11 protein-coding genes and 1 pseudogene are annotated in these 18,494 nt (G+C 39.5%); 3 read left to right on the plus strand and 9 right to left on the minus strand.

Annotated features, from left to right (window positions below; all coding sequences use genetic code 11):
* The 3 genes and pseudogenes from ACGF63_RS01855 to ACGF63_RS01865 form a co-directional block, all read left to right on the plus strand.
* A complete protein-coding gene (locus ACGF63_RS01855) occupies positions 1 to 1,386 on the plus strand; it encodes a GntP family permease (protein WP_036846839.1) in 1,386 nt (461 codons plus the stop codon).
* A 424-nt stretch (positions 1,387 to 1,810) separates the two neighbouring features.
* The gene (locus ACGF63_RS01860; protein ID WP_051477386.1) at positions 1,811 to 2,602 is read left to right on the plus strand and encodes a trypsin-like serine protease; all 792 of its coding nucleotides are present in this window, start codon (positions 1,811 to 1,813) and stop codon (positions 2,600 to 2,602) included.
* A gap of 454 nt (positions 2,603 to 3,056) precedes the next feature.
* A pseudogene (locus ACGF63_RS01865) lies at positions 3,057 to 3,287 on the plus strand (helix-turn-helix domain-containing protein); the annotation flags it as partial.
* 102 nt (positions 3,288 to 3,389) lie between these two features.
* Here ACGF63_RS01865 and ACGF63_RS01870 read toward each other — a convergent pair.
* From ACGF63_RS01870 to ACGF63_RS01910, 9 genes are all read right to left on the minus strand, one after another.
* The gene (locus tag ACGF63_RS01870; RefSeq protein WP_387628483.1) at positions 3,390 to 4,409 is read right to left on the minus strand and encodes a hypothetical protein; all 1,020 of its coding nucleotides are present in this window, start codon (positions 4,407 to 4,409) and stop codon (positions 3,390 to 3,392) included.
* A 39-nt stretch (positions 4,410 to 4,448) separates the two neighbouring features.
* Complete coding sequence (locus ACGF63_RS01875) at positions 4,449 to 5,480, minus strand: IS630 family transposase (protein ID WP_387628486.1); 1,032 nt, start codon at positions 5,478 to 5,480, stop codon at positions 4,449 to 4,451.
* Positions 5,481 to 5,899: 419 nt separating this feature from the next.
* The gene (locus tag ACGF63_RS01880; RefSeq protein WP_387628488.1) at positions 5,900 to 6,082 is read right to left on the minus strand and encodes a hypothetical protein; all 183 of its coding nucleotides are present in this window, start codon (positions 6,080 to 6,082) and stop codon (positions 5,900 to 5,902) included.
* Positions 6,083 to 6,380: 298 nt separating this feature from the next.
* Entirely contained in the window at positions 6,381 to 7,271 is an 891-nt protein-coding gene (locus ACGF63_RS01885) for a DUF4255 domain-containing protein (RefSeq protein WP_132351491.1), read from the minus strand.
* A gap of 24 nt (positions 7,272 to 7,295) precedes the next feature.
* Positions 7,296 to 9,380: an ATP-binding protein gene (locus ACGF63_RS01890; protein ID WP_387628490.1), complete on the minus strand. Its 2,085-nt coding sequence runs from the start codon at positions 9,378 to 9,380 to the stop codon at positions 7,296 to 7,298.
* A 9-nt stretch (positions 9,381 to 9,389) separates the two neighbouring features.
* Positions 9,390 to 11,294 (minus strand): contractile injection system tape measure protein, encoded by a 1,905-nt coding sequence (locus tag ACGF63_RS01895; RefSeq protein WP_152961922.1) that lies wholly within the window; start codon positions 11,292 to 11,294, stop codon positions 9,390 to 9,392.
* A 63-nt stretch (positions 11,295 to 11,357) separates the two neighbouring features.
* Positions 11,358 to 12,632, minus strand: coding sequence for a tail fiber protein (locus tag ACGF63_RS01900; RefSeq protein ID WP_152961920.1), 1,275 nt, complete (start codon positions 12,630 to 12,632; stop codon positions 11,358 to 11,360).
* Positions 12,633 to 12,787: 155 nt separating this feature from the next.
* Entirely contained in the window at positions 12,788 to 15,748 is a 2,961-nt protein-coding gene (locus ACGF63_RS01905; RefSeq protein ID WP_387628492.1) for a hypothetical protein, read from the minus strand.
* Positions 15,741 to 18,494 (minus strand): hypothetical protein, encoded by a 2,754-nt coding sequence (locus ACGF63_RS01910; protein ID WP_387628494.1) that lies wholly within the window; start codon positions 18,492 to 18,494, stop codon positions 15,741 to 15,743. Before ACGF63_RS01910 ends, ACGF63_RS01905 begins: the two co-directional genes overlap by 8 nt.

Consider the following 18,494-nt stretch of genomic DNA (forward strand, 5'->3'; position numbering starts at 1 on the left):
ATGGAACGCTACATTCCGGTCATTGGTTTGGGTATAGCCGTATTTACCCTAATCTTTCTGGTACTGCGTACCCGTGTTCATGCTTTGCTGGCAATGCTGATTGCAGCGGTGATCGCCGGGATCTCGGGTGGTTTAACCGCAGCGAATACCATCGATATCATGACTAAAGGCTTCGGCTCTACACTGGGCAGTATTGGTATTGTTATCGGTTTGGGTGTCATGATGGGACGAGTGCTGGAAGTTTCCGGCGCGGCTGAACAGATAGCCTACAGCTTTATCAAATGGTTAGGTAAAAAACGCGAAGAGTGGGCATTAGCGATTACCGGTTATATCGTCAGCATTCCGATTTTTGTCGACTCTGCTTTCGTTATCCTCTATCCACTGGCTAAGGCTCTGGCTAAAAAAGGCAAACGCAATCTGCTGACGCTTGGCGTCGCATTGGCCGGTGGATTGATTGTTACCCACAGTGCCGTCCCGCCAACACCGGGACCACTGGGTGTTGCAGCTATCTTTGGCGTAGATATCGGCACCATGATGCTGGCCGGTATGGTTTTGGCCGTTCCTTGTGTTATCGGCATCGTGTTTTATGCCAAATGGTTAGCCGTAAAATATCCAGAATTTCAGCCAATTGACGAAACAGCCGCAACTGAGGACCTGAAAGAAATCCAGCAGCGCTATATGGAAGAAAAAGTAAATAAACCCCTGCCCGGTCTATTTCTCTCTCTGATGCCGATTATCGTTCCTATTACATTGATCTTCATTAAAGCCATTAACGGGCTGTTACTGAGCACCGAAACTTTCTTCGGGCAGGAAAACAACTTATATTTTCAGGCTTTTGATTTCCTTGGTGAGCCAGTTATTGCCCTGGCAATAAGTGTATTACTGGCAGTTTATACCCTGATGCCAAAAGCCAGTAAACATGAAGTCATGGATCGTCTGGAAGAAGGTTTACAGGCTGCCGGCATTATTTTGCTGGTGACGGGAGCTGGCGGTGCATTAGGGGCGGTATTGCGCGAAAGTGGAACCGGTACTATTTTGGCACAGCACATAGCGAACTTGCCTCTGATACCGGTGTTGATCCCATTTATTATCGCAACACTGGTTCGCTTAATTCAAGGCTCGGCCACCGTAGCAATGATTACTGCCGCTTCTATTTCTGCCCCAATTATTAGTCAGATTCCGGGGATCAATATGCTGGTTGCCGCACAAGCGGCAGCTATGGGTTCGCTATTCTTCAGTTACTTTAATGACAGCCTATTCTGGGTGGTTAACCGAATGATAGGAATTAAAGATGTCAAACAACAGATGATTGTCTGGTCAATGTCAACCACTATTGTCTGGGTAATTGGCTTGTGTGGGGTGATCATCCTTAATCTGGTGTTATAAACACCCACTCAATAAAGTGATATTAATTCAGCCTCTCTTACATAAGAGGCCGAATCAACACATGAATAATCCAATGACTTTTCTGCTGAGTTTTATCTCTCGGTCATCGGAATATTGACTCTGGCAGTAAAACATTATCCCAATCCTCTTGTTATCCATTTTTCCGAAACAGCACTAGATAAAAATCCCCTACCCTTACCTAATATAATCCCCCAATTGAATTCATGTTAAAAAAAACTTATCCGTATTGTAAAAACCAAGTTACTTAATAATAAGTGTTTATTTTCCTTGATTTCAAATAAGAAAAATCCATTAATTATAAATGAGGTATAAATATACATATAGTTGTTATTCTGCCAGACCATATTGATATAGTATACAATGGAATTTTATCTCTGCCATCGTATTATACAAGGATTATATTATGAAAGAAAAATTGCTTTTTACTCTAGTTTTTATCGGCACGCTCTCATTCTCATTAATGGCAAACAGCGCCAGAGAATTAGATATAATAAATGGTCAACCTGCGGAACCGGGTGAATTTCCATTTTATTCAGCACTTAACACAAAAAATGGAAACATTGAAGGGCACCGTTGTGGCTCGGTATTAATCAATAAACGTTGGGTTTTAACAGCAGCTCACTGCGTTGAAGATGATAATATAAAATCCACAATCTATGTAGGATTAGAAAGGTATAAACCTACACCAATTTATAAGGATAAAGTTGATATTGAAAAAATTATTATTCATCCAAAATGGTTTGCACGAAAACGGGGGCAATATGACATAGCGCTCATTAAGCTCAACCGAGATGCAAACAGTGATGCTTTTGCAAAACTCAATGGAATAGATGAAACTATTGATCTGCCAGTTGATACAGAATTAACGGTTATTGGTTTTGGAAAAACAGAAAGTGTATCAACACCGAATATATTAATGAAAACCGATGAATATATCCTTGATGATAAGAAATGTATCGAAGTTCCTCCGGGATACCCTGATACAAATTACGATCCGGCAATAAATATTTGTTCTGGTAATCAAAATGGAGGTGTCGGCGGTGGGGACTCAGGAGGGCCATTGATGGTTAAAACAAGTAATAAAGATGATATCGTTTCTGGGCTGGTATCTCGTTCACTCCTAAAACCAGCAGAACAGTTTACCAAGGTCAGTTTTTTCAAAGATTGGATAATTGAAACGGTGAAGGAAAATTAACTCTTATTAGGTCTGCTGTAAAATTGCTCTTATCGAATTAATCTGGCCTTAACATAAAAAAATTAATAAATAAGAAGGAAACTCAATGCCTGAGGCGTGATCAAATCTTTTACGATGAAGTGACTCACATAATCCTCATGCATAAATAACACACCATATATAGTTCAGAAAAAATAGACACACCTACCATATTTCTTTATACAACCATTACAGATGCGTCTCCTAACACTACTGATTGTATATACCCTATAGATTTCAAGATGCATCGAGACGGCAAGGGAGCGAATCCCCGGGCGCATAGCGAACTATGTGACCGGGGTGAGCGAGTGCAGCCAACAAAGAGGCAACTTGAAAGATAACGGGTATATTTATATTGGTGATTCTTGTGATCTCTTATATCGAGATAATGTCGATGAAAAATTATTGCCCGCACTTTCCACCTTACCAGTAATAGGTGGTTACCATCCTGTCGGCTGTGGCACAGGCTGAACGGCAGAGAATACTGGAGCGCACGAATGAGGGCAGACAGGAAGCGAAGCTGAAAGGCATCCGATTTGGCCGCAGGCGTACCGTGGACAGAAACGTCGTGCCGACGCTTCATCAGAAAGGCACTGGCGCAACGGAAATTGCCCGTCAGCTCAGTATTGCTCGTTCTACGGTCTATAAAATACTGAGCGAAGCATAACGATTCAAGCCTTTCCTTGCCTACGCGCAACGTTTTTTTAAACAGGATTGCGATACCATAACCTCTTAGCGTGAGTTTTCGTTCTACTCAGCATCAGACCTCTCAATTCCCTTTACTTAGCTGATCAAATGATAAGCCGGGATATGCAACATCTAATATCTCGGTTGCAGAGTGATAGCCCCCCCCGACAAGAAAAGCAACCGCAGATTTAGCTAGATTAAACTTATCATTTTGGCTCATCGTTTGCTCTAAAATATATGAAGAAACCATAATACAAGATGTACTCCCAGAAATTGATGCTATCAATGGGTTATCAGCATTAAACGTTCTGTTAACAAATTTGGATAGAACTTTTTGATCGTTTATTTTTTCGTTAGTGAATGTTCTGAATAAGGGGCGTTTTTTCGTTAACCCAGGAATTATCAGGAGGTTCTTATCATTATCACTCATCCCATTAAAAGTTGTTTTATCAAGTATTCCGCTATCCTCCCTGTATTCGGCAGATTTAATCCCAGAGCGCCCTCTCACATTAAACAAGTCGTCAGGTCTGTATTCCGATATCGCAGATGAAAGGTTTTCAGCACTTTTGCCAAGCAGTAACGCCGAATATCTTTCGGGTTTTTTTGAAACAAAATCGATTAAAAAGGCTCCAAAAGATTTAATTAACAGCATTTTTTGGATGAAATTTAAAGGGGTTGATGCCTTACTTTGAAGGATTCCATCTATTTCCCCGTATATTCTTCCGTACTGACCATCACTCCCTGTGTCTTTTTCAAGAAACTTAATAAGCTCCTCACCTGCATTACCATTTTTCTTTGCAACAGAAATAACTTCGCTTAACTTCATAGCCAATTTATTAACTGTACTGATAACACTGTCAGGATTTCTAATTAACCTCACCGAAAACATGCTTTCATTCCTTGTTTTTTCAATATTATTGAAATTTGTGTCATGCTTTATTTCACCATAAAACTCTCTGCTATGTGATTTTCCGATACGCTGAAGTCTTTCATATAAACTTTCATTTTTTATAGCGTCCAGAATGCCTTCATGCTCAAAATTATTGTCATCTGGCTCTTTCTTTTTGGAATTCATTGGTTTTTTTTCAAATGAATATGTCATAAATACCCCGTAGTAATGGTTTATTAAATATATACCCGCTTAACTTGAAGATGCAGGATTCATAACCTGGAAGTTGTCATTAATACGGCACGACAGGTTCCCGGCCAGTTCCGGTAATATTTCCGTAAAAAAGCGATGTATTGCCTGCTTGAACAAGGTCGTCGAGGCGAAATAATGGTTATTCCTGACTTGTTCATTCATCACCTTCCACAGCCTTTCTATCGGGTTCAGATTCGGGCTGTACGGTGGCAGGTAATGAAGCTCAATATTCATCACATAAGCCCAGTCTTTCACCAGCCTGCTTCGGTGGTAACCGGCTCCGTCAAGGATAATATGAACCTTCTGACTGACCGGATAGGTCTCACGGATGGCAATGAAAAACTCGGCGATGTGATAACTGTCGATACGGTCATACTCGCGTACTACCGTTTTACTAATATCAGCCAGATTAAGGGCCCCCATCAGGTTCAGACGGGTACGGCTTCCCGTGGTTTTCACCGCGGTTTTCTGACCTTTACGCATCCAGCCATAAGCCAGTTTCGTCCCCTGCGTGGGATGGACGCCATCAATGAACAGGATGGGCTCATGGTTTCCGGCTTCCTGCTTGAGTTTCCCGTAGGTTTCTATAAAGGCCCGCTGCTGTTCCGCGTTGAACTTGTGTGGCACGCCGGTCGGCTTTTTATAACTGAATCCCTTGTGGTGCAGCCATTTATTCATGCCGGGAACGGTGTAACGGATATCCCACGCTTCTTTGACAAGGCGGATAACCGCCTGTGTGGTAGGCAGAAGATCCGCGGTCAGATAGGCGATAAGTTCCTGCGTCTGTGTTTCGCTGAGATGGCTCTGAGAGCCGCCATTTTCGGGCTTGATTTTACGGTGATTAAGGTAATCGCTGATATGACGATTAACGGTCGTTTCATGCAGGCGCAGGGCCTGAGCGATCATGACAGAACTCCAGCCCTCAGAGGCCAGGAGAACCGCTTTGATGCGATCACACTCTCTCTTATCACGGCAGGTGTGATGGAGGTGTTCAAGTTCGGCTTTTTGTTCATCGGTAATGAATATTTTCATGACGGATACCCTGAACCTCATTTGGGCGAAAATCAAGCAGTTTCAATGAGCACAGGTATAAACTAATTCAATTCACAGTTAGTGACTCAGATGTTTGATCCCTCATTTAATAGTAGCATTTAAAATGCTTTGTTGGTTACACCTTCAATAAAACCCTTGCAGCGACATTATCTTTGGCATGAGCTGGCTGCCGGAGTAAATTTTTTTCCAATTTATTCAATAGGTTGATAATGTTCAATAACTAGCATTTTTCTGGAGAATTATCATGGCAACCGTCGAAGTAAAATGTCCTTTTTGTTAGCAGACCGCTCCGGTTGAAAAGCACGGAACGGGTAATGCCGGTCATAAACGCTACCGGAGGATATTCTGAAGGGAGAACTGAGGTCATTAAATTTCAGTACAAACAATGAATTATCTTCTTAGCGTACGTTTTCGTTCCATTGGCCCTCAAAGTCAGGTAAATTAGGCGTCTTTTTCTTATAAGCAGACATGACGGCTCTAGCATTAGGGATATCCAGATATAATGCATCCAATAGCATTCCATCTGAAGTTTTACCTTTGCCAGATTTAACTGTTTTTTCATAAACATCATTTTTGAACATTTATAAATCCTCTATAATAGCTGAACTTGTTACATTTAAAATTATCATCAAATCGATTTAACAATTCAATTTCAAACATTTAAATAAATAATAACTCTTAATGATTTTCTCATTATCCTGAATAATGCATTTAATCTAAATATCTTTCTATAATACCGCTATATTTATACCTTTGTTTTCTTTTTGAACCATATTATCTATCTTTTTTTTATTATCCAAAATAAATCAAACACTTTCTGACAAATCAGATAGTGAAGAATATTGCAAGATAAATGGGTGAGATAGTTAAACCATAATTTTAGATTCCAATTAACTTATCAGAATTTTCTTTAGCAATAAAGATACCTATACCATTTACACTAACTACGGCATCTTGACTATTTTTCCATGCTAAAATAATATTTTTTATTTTAGATAAATAATCCGAATAAGTAATACCAGAAACCTTAAGAATAATTTTCTCATTTTCCCGATTTTCATTACCCTCTGTGGTAAATTCAGTTTTCAGATTCACTTTAGCAAGAGCAAAACGTACATCTTCTGTACCACCTAAATCAACGCATAATTTTTCCGACAAAGCTTGATTTATTTGCGTGCTAATCAAATTTGATTTTTGAACCACAGAATGGGAAATCTCTCTAACCGGTTCTACCATATTTATAACATCTTGAAGTTTTACAGGTGCTGTAACTGAATACAATAAAGACAAGCGTGGACGGTTACCGAGAGCCTGCCAAAAGTTACCCAAGCTATTTAAATTTTCCTGCGGTGGGATCACTCTGGTATATGCGCCGGGAATTTTAGATAATTGACGATTATTAATCAACGCGTTCAAAACACCAGTCATTATTTTTGCAGCCTGATTATCGGGCTGACTATCTGGACTACAACCATCACTTGATGGTTTACTCGAATGCCAGTAGGTAATTAAATAATTATAATTAATATTTACCCATCCTGGTAATAATAAATTAGTTGCAGGGTTATAACGCCTTGGTTCAGCAGAACGTAATTGTAAATCTTCATGTATATCATAAAGAAATACACTTATTGTCGGCTTCGATGGAATTAAATCCATTTCTGGCAGATCAAAACGAATATCAATATTCGTTAAATACTGAAATAGAATATCTTTTAATGCATTATTAACTTCCACAATAGCATTATCAGGATCAATGATATTTTCCATATCGACTCCAAAATTAACAAATATTTAAAAAACCAATCGCCCAATTTTATTCAATTCAAGTATAATTGCTCGCTCGATATATTTATTTTCAATTTGTTCATTATTATCATTTACTGCCAACATTGATGATAATAAAGCAATATTCCTGATATTAGCGCCGGTTATATCGGCACGTTTAGCCAAATGTTCAAAATTAATCTCATCCGATAATCTCAATTGTTCAGGCCAAATTGCCCGCCACATTTTTTTACGTAGCTCTTCATCAGGATAAGTAAAATGGGTAATAAAGCTAAAACGGCGATTAAACGCGCTATCCAGATGGCTACGATTATTGGTGGCTAAAATAACTAATCCCGGATAATCCTCCAGCCGTTGTAACAGATAAGAAACCTCAATATTAGCATGTCTGTCCTGGGCATCTTTGGTTTCACTGCGTTTGCCAAATAAGGCATCGGCTTCATCAAAAAACAGAACACCAGAATCCGCTTCGGCCAGATCGAAAATGCGGGAAATATTTTTTTCAGTTTCACCAATATATTTATTCACCACCGTAGAAAGATCGACCTTAATCAGATCAACCCCCAAATGCCCGGCAATAATCTCTGCGGCCATCGTTTTACCCGTCCCTGATTCACCATAAAATAAAGCACTAATACCTGTACCATAGCTTATTTTCTCCTGAAAACCCGCACCTAATATTTGATCACGATAATTAATAGCGGCAATAATTTCTTTCAATTGTTGAATTAATTCATCAGAAACCACTAAGTCATTAAAACTGCGTTTTGGCGTTATCCGCTGCGCTAATTTACCTAAGTTCTGTTGAGCACGGAAACTTAATGCCTGACGCAGATCGATTTCTTCCAATTGGCCTTCCGATTGTCGAAGTATTTGGTATTGACAAGCTTCTTTAAGGATTAACGGCAAGGTTTCCGCTGTAAATGAAAAACGCTGACATAATTGAGTAATATTAATTTCATCTGCGGCATGACTTGGTAAGCTTTTTTCCAGCATGATTTTTTTCTCTATCAGTGTTGTTATCGGCATATCGATTTGCACCATAGGCAAATGTTTAATCCACACTAATGAGTCTCGCGGCTCTATCAAACACACTACACGTAATTTTGGCTGATTCAGTAAAGCAGATAACTCGCTATTCAATATTTTCTTTTCCTCTGCCAGTAAAGAAAAATTGCGAATTAATAAACAGGCATCGTGTAACCGGGCTTCCCGTATTGCATCTATTAGTAAGTTAGATATTGCAGTTAAGTTCTCTTCGTCTGGGAGGCAGGCTAAATTAAGGGTTAAAGTACTGATACCATGAAATGCCATAATATGACTCACGGCTAATTCTCTGTCACTCCCCTCTTTTCCTTTTAATATTACCAGCGGACGTATTTCATGCGTTTCATTCAATAATATCTTTTCAAGTGAATAATAAAGAGCTGATGGATACCAAGTTTGTGAAGCCGGAGTATTCCAGTAAGCACAAGTTATCAATGGTGGTAGAATAACCCTCTGTCCTGATAGAAAATGCCAGACAGCGCTGTGAGTTAAAAACTGCGTTTGTAGCCAAATAGGTTCCTCATAGTTACTGAGCCGTAATAAGTGGTTACGAATTAACGGTGTTTGCGGTAAGAAGCTGTTTTGCAGTAATTGCCGATCACTTTGACGTTCACTAAATAATTCAATCGCTAAAGCAAAACTCGGCCACTGTTTCTTACTGTTACCATGCAAAGCAGCAAATAACGCATGATAACGGTTGTCGAAATGGGGTAATAAACCTAATAATAAAGCATCACGCTCAAATTCAGTGAGTTCAAAACGTTCAACCAATAAGGATAATATATCAAAAGATGGGTTTTCTTCGATTTCAGCCAGGTTAACAATATCATCCTCTTTAATTATCCAATGAGGAATACCTAATGGTGTCACCAGACGTTGTTTTATTTCATCTTCGGTGAGTAAAAAACTCTCTGGTAAGGAATCGTATTTATCTCTGTTTTGATAATAGTAATGCTGTAACCACAAATCAATACGTTCCAGATGGGGATAAATCCAGCATAATTCAGCCACCATACAGTGATTCTTTTTAAGTAAAGAGTTCATATAAACCTTTTAAATATTTTGCCAGTCAATCTGTAAAGGGCACTTTAGCCAGGGAAGTTTTGCCATATTTAATGGCCACGGCCAGTCGGTTAATAATAAATCAAATGGTTGATGCTGTACTTTGATTTTTATTTCCTGATCATCTATCAACAATTCACCCGGTCGTTGTAAAAACAGTTGGCGCGCATCATTACGGCTTAATTTTTTCCAAGTAGGAAATTGACTGATAACAGCATCCAGCCATTGTTCTATTATTAACTGTTTTTCTGGTTCAAGAGGCGCTAATTCAATAAATTCGTCAGCCATTAACCCACACAGGATATTATTCAAGATCTTTTGTTCTGTTTGTACTTCTTCGTTTCCCCAAATCAGGTAATCAAGGAAACCCACAGCATTGAACTGAGCCTGACGGTGGATAAATTTCTGTGCATCAAGCAAACCAAGCTGATTAAATAACGCAGGTAACATCGGCCATAAAACCAATATTCCAGCATTATTGACCTGACACGGAAAAATTTGTTTAGTCAATAAAACCCGGTCAACGTGTGATCTATTGATAATTCGTGGTTGGTTACAGTGATTACCTGTAATGCTTAGGTTATCCAATGTCAATAATGCTTGTCGATCCTCGGTAATTAATTTTTTATCTGCATCATTTAGAATAAAACGTTGCGAAAGATCTTGGTATTCTTTAGCAGAAAGATGTTTCTTACATACCTGTGAAACAGGAACTAATTGCCATAGCGGTACTAACCAAATTGTACCTGCTCTGTTATATAACGCTGGATGTTGAAATAGCTGGAGAATATTTTGAGCTTTGACCTCTCCTTTTTGAATCGCTGTGGCTATTAATGAACATTGATGCTGATTTAATAGTGGTAGATGTTGCCGAGGCTTTGTCTCCAGTGCCTGTAATAATTCAGTTAATAATGGATCAACTTCGGTTATTTTCCGTAGAGCTTGTTCTCTAAAACTCTGGTTTTCACAACCAAAACGATTAACTAAATTTTCACATTCCTGAACAGAGAGGTGTTTTTTACAAAGTTGTGGAATCAATTCTATTTGCCAAAGTGGCTTCAACCATTCATTTAATAAGGCATTCTCAGTTGCTATATTCTGGCGAAATAACGTAATAATAGACACAACATCAAGTATGCTGCTTTCAAGTTCAGCCGTGATATATAATATCACTTTCACATCTGGTTTAGGTATTTCCTGCATATCATGCCGATGTATATATCCCAATGCATTCAATACCAGTTGCCAGGAATAAACCGCCTTTCCTTGATGCTGAAATATATCAGTATCCTCTGATAACTTGCGATTAATAGCGGTTAATAAAGCAGATTGATTGATTGATAAAAGCCGCTGCAAGCTGTGTTCAGATAGACAGCTTTTTGCCAGTAATAATGTTAATTTTTTCCCTATTTTCATTAATTGTTTAATTAATATATAGACATTAATATCAATATTTCTATTATTCTCCATTCCCTTTTCAGGATTTAACTGAGAACTTTTTTGATATAAATACTGAATAAATTCCTCGATATTGGACAAAGAACTACTATGTAATAAAGAGGGCTTACAAGTACTTTCGGGTATTATTGGATCTTCTGTAAGAATTTTCACCTTATTATTCGTCTGATATTGATCCAATGCTTTACTTAGAGCAGCGTTAAGCCGAATCGGAAACACTGAATTGAAATCATGCAACTCGATTTCACCAAGATTTAGGGATAATGTTTCTAAATATATATTTCTGTTAATAGTATATTCATTAAAGTATAAATCGAATAAATTATATATATTGACTTGATTCAGTAGAGAGCCATGAAATATTTTTTTAGCTTCCTGTTGATTATTAGCCTCAATAGTAATGGTAATTCGACGCAACAGATTTGGCTCTGAAATCATATTAATATGTCCTTTATAATTAGAGAATAATAGATGATTCAAGTTTGTCTGTGTTGAATGGAACTAAAGTTTCATAATAAAAGCAAGAATATAATAAGGCGGAACTACATCAACACTGTGAGTATGTGAAGGGGATGATGCTGTTGCCTCATGATCATGTCCTTGCCCACCACCCACTTCTGAAGTATATGGATGATGATCATCTCCATGTGCTTCTGGGTGCCATAGGGAAGAGGAGGCGGTATTATTTATTTGGTATTTTGTTGATCCTATATTCGTATGATCGTATGCAAATCCCAGAGTTTCAATATAGGGAAGGCCCCCGATATGCTTATGTTTTGGTATTTGTGATTCTGTTAATGTCTTGTTTTGCACAGTAACATTTACTGAAACTGTAGTTGATGTTGTATTTCTGGAAAAATTTTTTCCATTGCCATTACTACTGGCTTTACTACTACTTTGCCCTGTCTCAGAAATAGTTTCACCACACATTATAAAACGACTTCTTAAATCTGGCACTGTAATTCCATTATAAGTTCCTCCATCACAAAATGCCCAACCTGTAGGGGCACTATTGCCAGAAAACATCACAATCATTCCTCTGGGGAGTACTTTGTCAGGATCAATACTGACACCTTTATCATCAACCTTAATACCATTACCAGCTTTAACTTTTACACCATCACCATCAACCTTAATACCATTACCAGCTTTAACTTTTACACCACTCTCACTCAAACTCAAACCACTTACACCACTCCAAGCGTTACTTCCATCTCCTCCCTCCAATTTTAAATAAAGACCCGTATTATCAGTTACTACAATCCCACCCCCTTTCCAACACTTAACAGCTATGCCATCTGAGTCAACGGAAATACTGCCATTATTCTTAGCCTTAACCTCCACCCCTTTTTCACCAACGGTAATACCGTTGGCAGCTTTAACAGCCACATTATCTGTATTTACAACAATGCCATGGCCTTGACCAACACATATCCCATTGTTCTCATTAATCAGACCACTACCAAGGTCTACAGACAAAATATCCTCTTTTAACATTAAGGGAGAAAAGTCTTTATTGGTGATAGTGCCTATTTTTAAATTAAGTGTACCATTATCATCCAGTTTCAATCCTGCTCCTGGTCCATTCTGTTTCGGTGCTTGCCCGGTTGCTTTGCGACCAATATCAGCAATATCAATTAAGTGTTCATAATCAATTTGTAATGGAATGCTACCTGCTTTAAAGCGTTTTTTTAAATCATCTGCTGAGAGATCTGCCTTGTTATTATTATTTTCTGAACTAAGTTCTGAATTAGATATATTATTTTTCTTTTCCATTTTTATCACCTTATATATTAGTCTATTCTATTGCTAACATCCTAAAATTATGACTGCATAATGACATAGTAATAATTAAAGATAACGAATTTAATAGTACAACAAGTATCTTTTATTGTAATACTATATTAATCCGCTTTTTACCTATAGATAAATTAATCTCTGTCTTTATTATCCCCAGACTGAAATTGAGAATTTTCAACTAATGGATTTCTTCCATTCTCTTTACTACGATGAATATTTTCTTGAACTTTCGGTATATATAGTAATTGATTACTCTCAATGAATTCAGAATGCCATTCTGTTTCAGATTTACCCATGACCTCAGTTTTCTGTTCTTTAGTGGCAATTCTCATATTCCCTATGCCAGTTAATGCAGAAGGCAGACGTCCCAGCGTTAACATTTCTAAAATATGGTATGCTTCATCCCCTAAAGGAGTACCATTATTTTGCCAACGCTTATAAGTGCTGGAAAAATTCCTGAAATGTTCTGGGGATAACCAGTGAATAATCATGGAAACATGAGCAGGAAATTCAGCCAAAATCTCGGTTTTTACCCACGATTCCAGTTTGTGAGGATCAACATTTTTATTCTCAATTAACTGACGATTAATCACTACGCTGACGACAAATGAAAAACGATCAGTATGAGCATATTCTGCACTGGAGAAATACCAGCGATAACGCCATGCATTTTCCCTTTGTGGGAAAGCAACCTTGGTGTCTTTATTGCGTGTAATTAATATTTTACCCTTAATACGATCGAATTTTTTTACCGAAGCTTTAAGCATATAGTCAGATGGGGATTTCGTGTTAGCTGATATTTTTTTGACTGGTTCATAGGAAGTAATTTTATATTTTAACGTGATTTCGTCACCTTCTTTGATCATAGCAGGAAAGGGGCTTTGAGGGCTGGAAGTGATCCAACGTTCATCTTCATCACCATTTTGATCTGCATCATCAGCATAAACCAGTTGATAATCCATATCCTCCAACCACACCGGGCTATCACACCAACGCAGATTGCCATCCGTAAATGCCTGCTGCACTTCGTTCAACCGGTACTCCAAAACAACGCTGTTACGGGTGTCAAGATAAAATGATTTCTCTGTAATCTCAGTGATCACTTGGCCCCGCAACGTGAATTCATTATCGCCTTTGATAATCAGATCAATCATCTGTCCATGCAATAACCGCCCTGCTGCACTTTGCTGGGTGATAATTAAGTGATGACTTTTAGAATCAGGATGACTTTTAATTTCCAATCCATCAGGTGTTTGTTCACTGTCAAATGCCACATCAGGTTTTACGGGTAAGAGCCGACGGTGCTCAATCAAGTAAAAAGGAAGGTCAGCCAGATCCGGGGTTTCATTGAAACATTTTTTCCCCAAACCCAGCCGGGCCGCAATCCGTTTTTGCAGCGCTGATACTTTATCAATCCGAATATTATTACGCTGATAGGCCAACTCTGGCTGTTGAGCCAAATAATCGCGCTGAGTGGACAGAAAATCCTGTTGGCTGAGGATAAGTGGTCTGGCTGCTCGATGAGTACCAAAATAGCCTAACAGATATTCAAGGATAGCCAGCTCTTTTGCATAGTTTCTCTCCTGAAGAATACCTTTATGAGAGATATATGAATCATTATGAAGCTTTTCTGTTAAATCAGATTCTATATTTTGATGGACTTTATGACTGACTGTATTCTCCTTAAAAGGCCATTGTGCACCATATACCGTATTTCCTCGTTGTTTAAAAGCCAATAGTTTTGGCAATAAAGCGAGTTCGGCGCAGCTGTTAGCTAACATTTGTTCAAAAGGCAGTATAAATTGGTGTAACTGCACTTGTTGTAGGGTATGTTTATGAGTTTGCAATCCATAGCAGGCAGGTAATTTATTACTCACCGGATAGTAATCCAGGGCTTTACGATGCCTGCCCCAATTCAATAATTCTGGATGTGTATTAAATAGAGGCTCCGTCATGACCTTTTTCTCTATATCTTGTTTAGATACGGTAACATTAACGCCACCTTTGGCGGTAATGGTGAGTGGGCTGTCTGATGAGGTAATCAATTCTAAGGGGTCACTGCTCCATAGCCTGGGATAATACCCTTTAACAATTTTCCAAGACCAATTATCACCCGATAGCGGAGAAATAATGCCAGCATCATACTTATCTAATTCCAGCCGGGTAACGCCTTGAATACCTTTAATAGCCAATAATCGGTTAACCAAGGGGCTTAAATTTAATACCATAGAAGCGTCATAGTCTCTGATTGGCGGTAATTTAGGTATCCAGCCGTGGTGTAAATAAGGGCCATCAAATATGTCTTCATTACTGTAACCCATTTCTTTCATTTCTTGAGTGGTATAACGCAATGGCTTTTCAAGTACAGTTTGTTCCGCCATCATATAAATTTGCGCAAATATGTCAGCAATATCTTTAACGTCATTAGCAAGCTGAATATCAATCTTCAATGGTAAATCAACGGGTTTTAACCAAATAACCTTACTAACCCATTCTCCCAAATTACGATTATCTTTCAGAAATGCTTTCAATCTATCCTCAGACAACGTTTTATTATCCTCACTTCCCCGACTCGGGAGTAAATAAAGCCAATAATTTCCTCTTAATGTTAACTGTTCACCCTCTGATTTTGGCATTTGAAAACTGTATTTTCGTTCCGTTTTGCTATACCAGTATGTATAGCGCTTATCTTCTGGTTCACATATCAGTAATACATCATTAAATAAAAAGTAACCATTAACTGTATCGTCACTATGCAAATCCAGCAATGCCCGACGATAATCCTCAGCAGTAATGGGGCCGCAAGTCAGCATTTGTTGCGGGCCAAACTCCTTGGGAAAAATACCATCGCCGGGTGTCTGTTCCGCTTTACTGGGCGTCAGCAGATCCTTGAGTGGTAATGAGTGGCGGTAAGCTAAATCTGACGCACCATAACAACAAGCTTCCAATAAGGTGACACCGGGATCACTTTCACCCATATCACTCCAGCAGTTACCGGAGTGTTGTTCAATAACAGCCTTTGCCTGGTTAAGTAAGGTATCAAAGGCAATATCATCTTTGACGATGGAAAACAAAGCATCCTGATTACTCATGTGCTAACTCCTTATCGAACTTTTCTTTTGACCAGACTAAAATCAATACTTCATTATCATCAGCCCAAATACTTTCACCCACTGCACCTGCCTGCTTTCCATATTTTTCCAAGGTTAAGCCCATGACCCGTTCAACCAAAGAGAATTGCTGGATCGTGGCTAATAACTGGTAGTAATCAATGCAGTTACCGGTTGTTACACCGATAGCCGGATTTTCTCCCCACGGCATATAGTTTCGGCTCAATTCCTGTTGTAGCTGATGATGGCCATAGTCGGGATTAACACCCGAGACAAACACCAGTTGATAACTGATCAGGACGTTAACGTAGGTAGGATTGTTAATTTCAATGGTTGCCCAAGGGCTGCTTAATCGACTTAACCATTCAACCATCTCTGCCAACCGGGCCGGGTTCAGCTCTGGACGTAGAGCATCATTATTATCTTTGTAACGGTTGTCGGGGATAACAATTAATTGTTGTTTTCCCGGCGCAGGAATGGTGGTTAATTTACCGCCAGAATGGTGTCTGACATCAAATAGGCTGACAAAATGATCTTTTAGTAAGGTGACCATGTTCCCCCAACTCAGTACCCGATTACGGTGGGAGAGCCGGACAGGAATTCGTTTTAAGAAGTCTTGCTCCGTTTCCCGGGGGCGACCGTTCCAGGAAGGCCAAGGTTGGGTGACGTTGCTAATGGCAACAACCGTGTTTACAGGTTGTTTAATGCTGCCAGCGGCCAATCCGTTAATAAAATGATCCTGCTCAACAGTTTCTGCGTTGGCTAAAGTTGCCGTGGTAGCGTTATACAACAGGCCCTTAATTCCAGGGTAATCCTGAGGATCAGTCTTATTCTTATCAGTTATCTCTGCTTTGAGCCAGTACCGCCCCGTCGGCATCAAAGCTGCTTGATTTGAAGCATCCTGTGGCAATAAAGTGCGCCAGATCCCCCGGTCAAACAAGTTACGAGTTCGATCGTCAACTAATTTATCCAACTTACTCCAGGTATTGCTCTTGTCGAGATAAGACCAGGATAAAGTGAGTGCTTTAATGCCTTTTAGATGCCAATAGAGAGATAACGTTTGCCCCGGTAGTATCCCCGTAAAGCCTAAATAAAATGCTTCATTGGCAAGTGCCGGCGTTTCTGTTGCTGCCTCGCCCCGGCCAAAAGGCGTCAGAGGATAAACAGTAAATTGCTCAGGCTTAGCTTTAGCGTTGAATTGAATCTGCAACGCACTGATTTGTGGCGTATAGGGCAAATTCTTACCGGTAGGATCTTGCCAATATTGGGTATGCATAAAATCCTGCTCGACCAGTTCTAGGCGTATTGACGCAGGCCAGTCATTAGGCTTTGGGCTGTCTGCAAGAGGGTAATTCATTGCCGGTAAGGTAAATTTCAGGCTTTGTCCTTGTGGTTCTTTATCTCCACTGAATAATGACTGCACCTCATTAAGCTTTTCTCTCTTCTGAGGAGTGACTAAGTAACCCTGTGCTTTAAATGCATCATTTGCAGTAATCCTATAAACAGGGCAGAGTTCTTGGCCCTCTTCATTCTTCTTAACCTCCTTATACCACTCTTTAAAACCCTCTTTGGGCAAGCCAACCCATTGAGGAGTCATCGTGAGTGTTGCACTTTCAGTGCCATACCATTCCGGGGCAACCAAATTAAAACCAGCACCTAACGATGGCAATTGACCAAAGGGAAAGCTGGCTGTATCCGTCTGTTCAATACCGCCGTCAGAGGCATAGTGCACATTACGGTTGCCGTTAATGCTGATCTCAATATCTTTAATCTTGGGCAGCACAGGTCCCTGAGCAGTGCCCAATTTAAGCACTGGTACAACCGGTGCATCAAATGTCATTCCATCAAGGTTGTCAGGAGGAGTGATAGGATCATCATTAGCTGATAAGCAAAGCATCAGATCATCGGTATCTTTTTCTTTTTTTACAGACAGAGAAAGCCAGTGATCTCCCGAGCTAATCTTAGCGGTGACGTGACAATCATTACCTGCCCACTTGTCTGCCAGTGTTATTTTAATACTTCTTTCTCCTGCCAGCATCGCAAATAGCGGCGAAGTGATCAGATAGCCGTAAAGAACCGGAACACCATTAAGCTTTGGGCTAAAAAGTTGAATACCGTTTTCAGGGAATACAATGTTATCTGCAAGATTTAATGGTATTGCCGATTTCCAGCCATCACCCTCTTTCCGACACCAACGTAAGTCGGTCAGTTCCCCTTGATTTGCCAATACATTCGACTCGGACACATACTGTAACGGATTTCCCGCACTATCATGTCCGGCATCAAAGCGGGTTCCTTTAGGAACAAGATATTCAATACGATCCGAATTCAGGGTAATACCTATCGCCACCTGATCCGCCTGAGCATCTCTCGGTTTCAAGCCCAATAATTCCCGATAATAAAGATTTCGATGCCGAGCCGGAAAGGTATTAAATAATGCTTTAGTCGTTTCTAATAGTTTTAAAAAAGCCAGTAAAAAAGCCTGATGAGCGGGTAAAAGACCATTTGCTTTATTCGCATTCTGGTAAATATTCGCTAATTCCTGAGGGTTATTTTTCTGAAAAAAATAGAAGCTACTCCAGAACTGTTTTTTCTCTTGATCGAAAGGGATTTTTTCAGCGTATTCTTTAAGCCAGTTTAAAATATCCAGTGTACTTCTTTCATCAAGTTTAAAATCAGTATCCGATACGATAGCGGCAAGTTTATTCGTTAATCCGGTCTGTCCCAT

This window comes from Photorhabdus sp. RM322S (genome assembly GCF_042879395.1).
Taxonomy (GTDB): domain Bacteria; phylum Pseudomonadota; class Gammaproteobacteria; order Enterobacterales; family Enterobacteriaceae; genus Photorhabdus; species Photorhabdus khanii.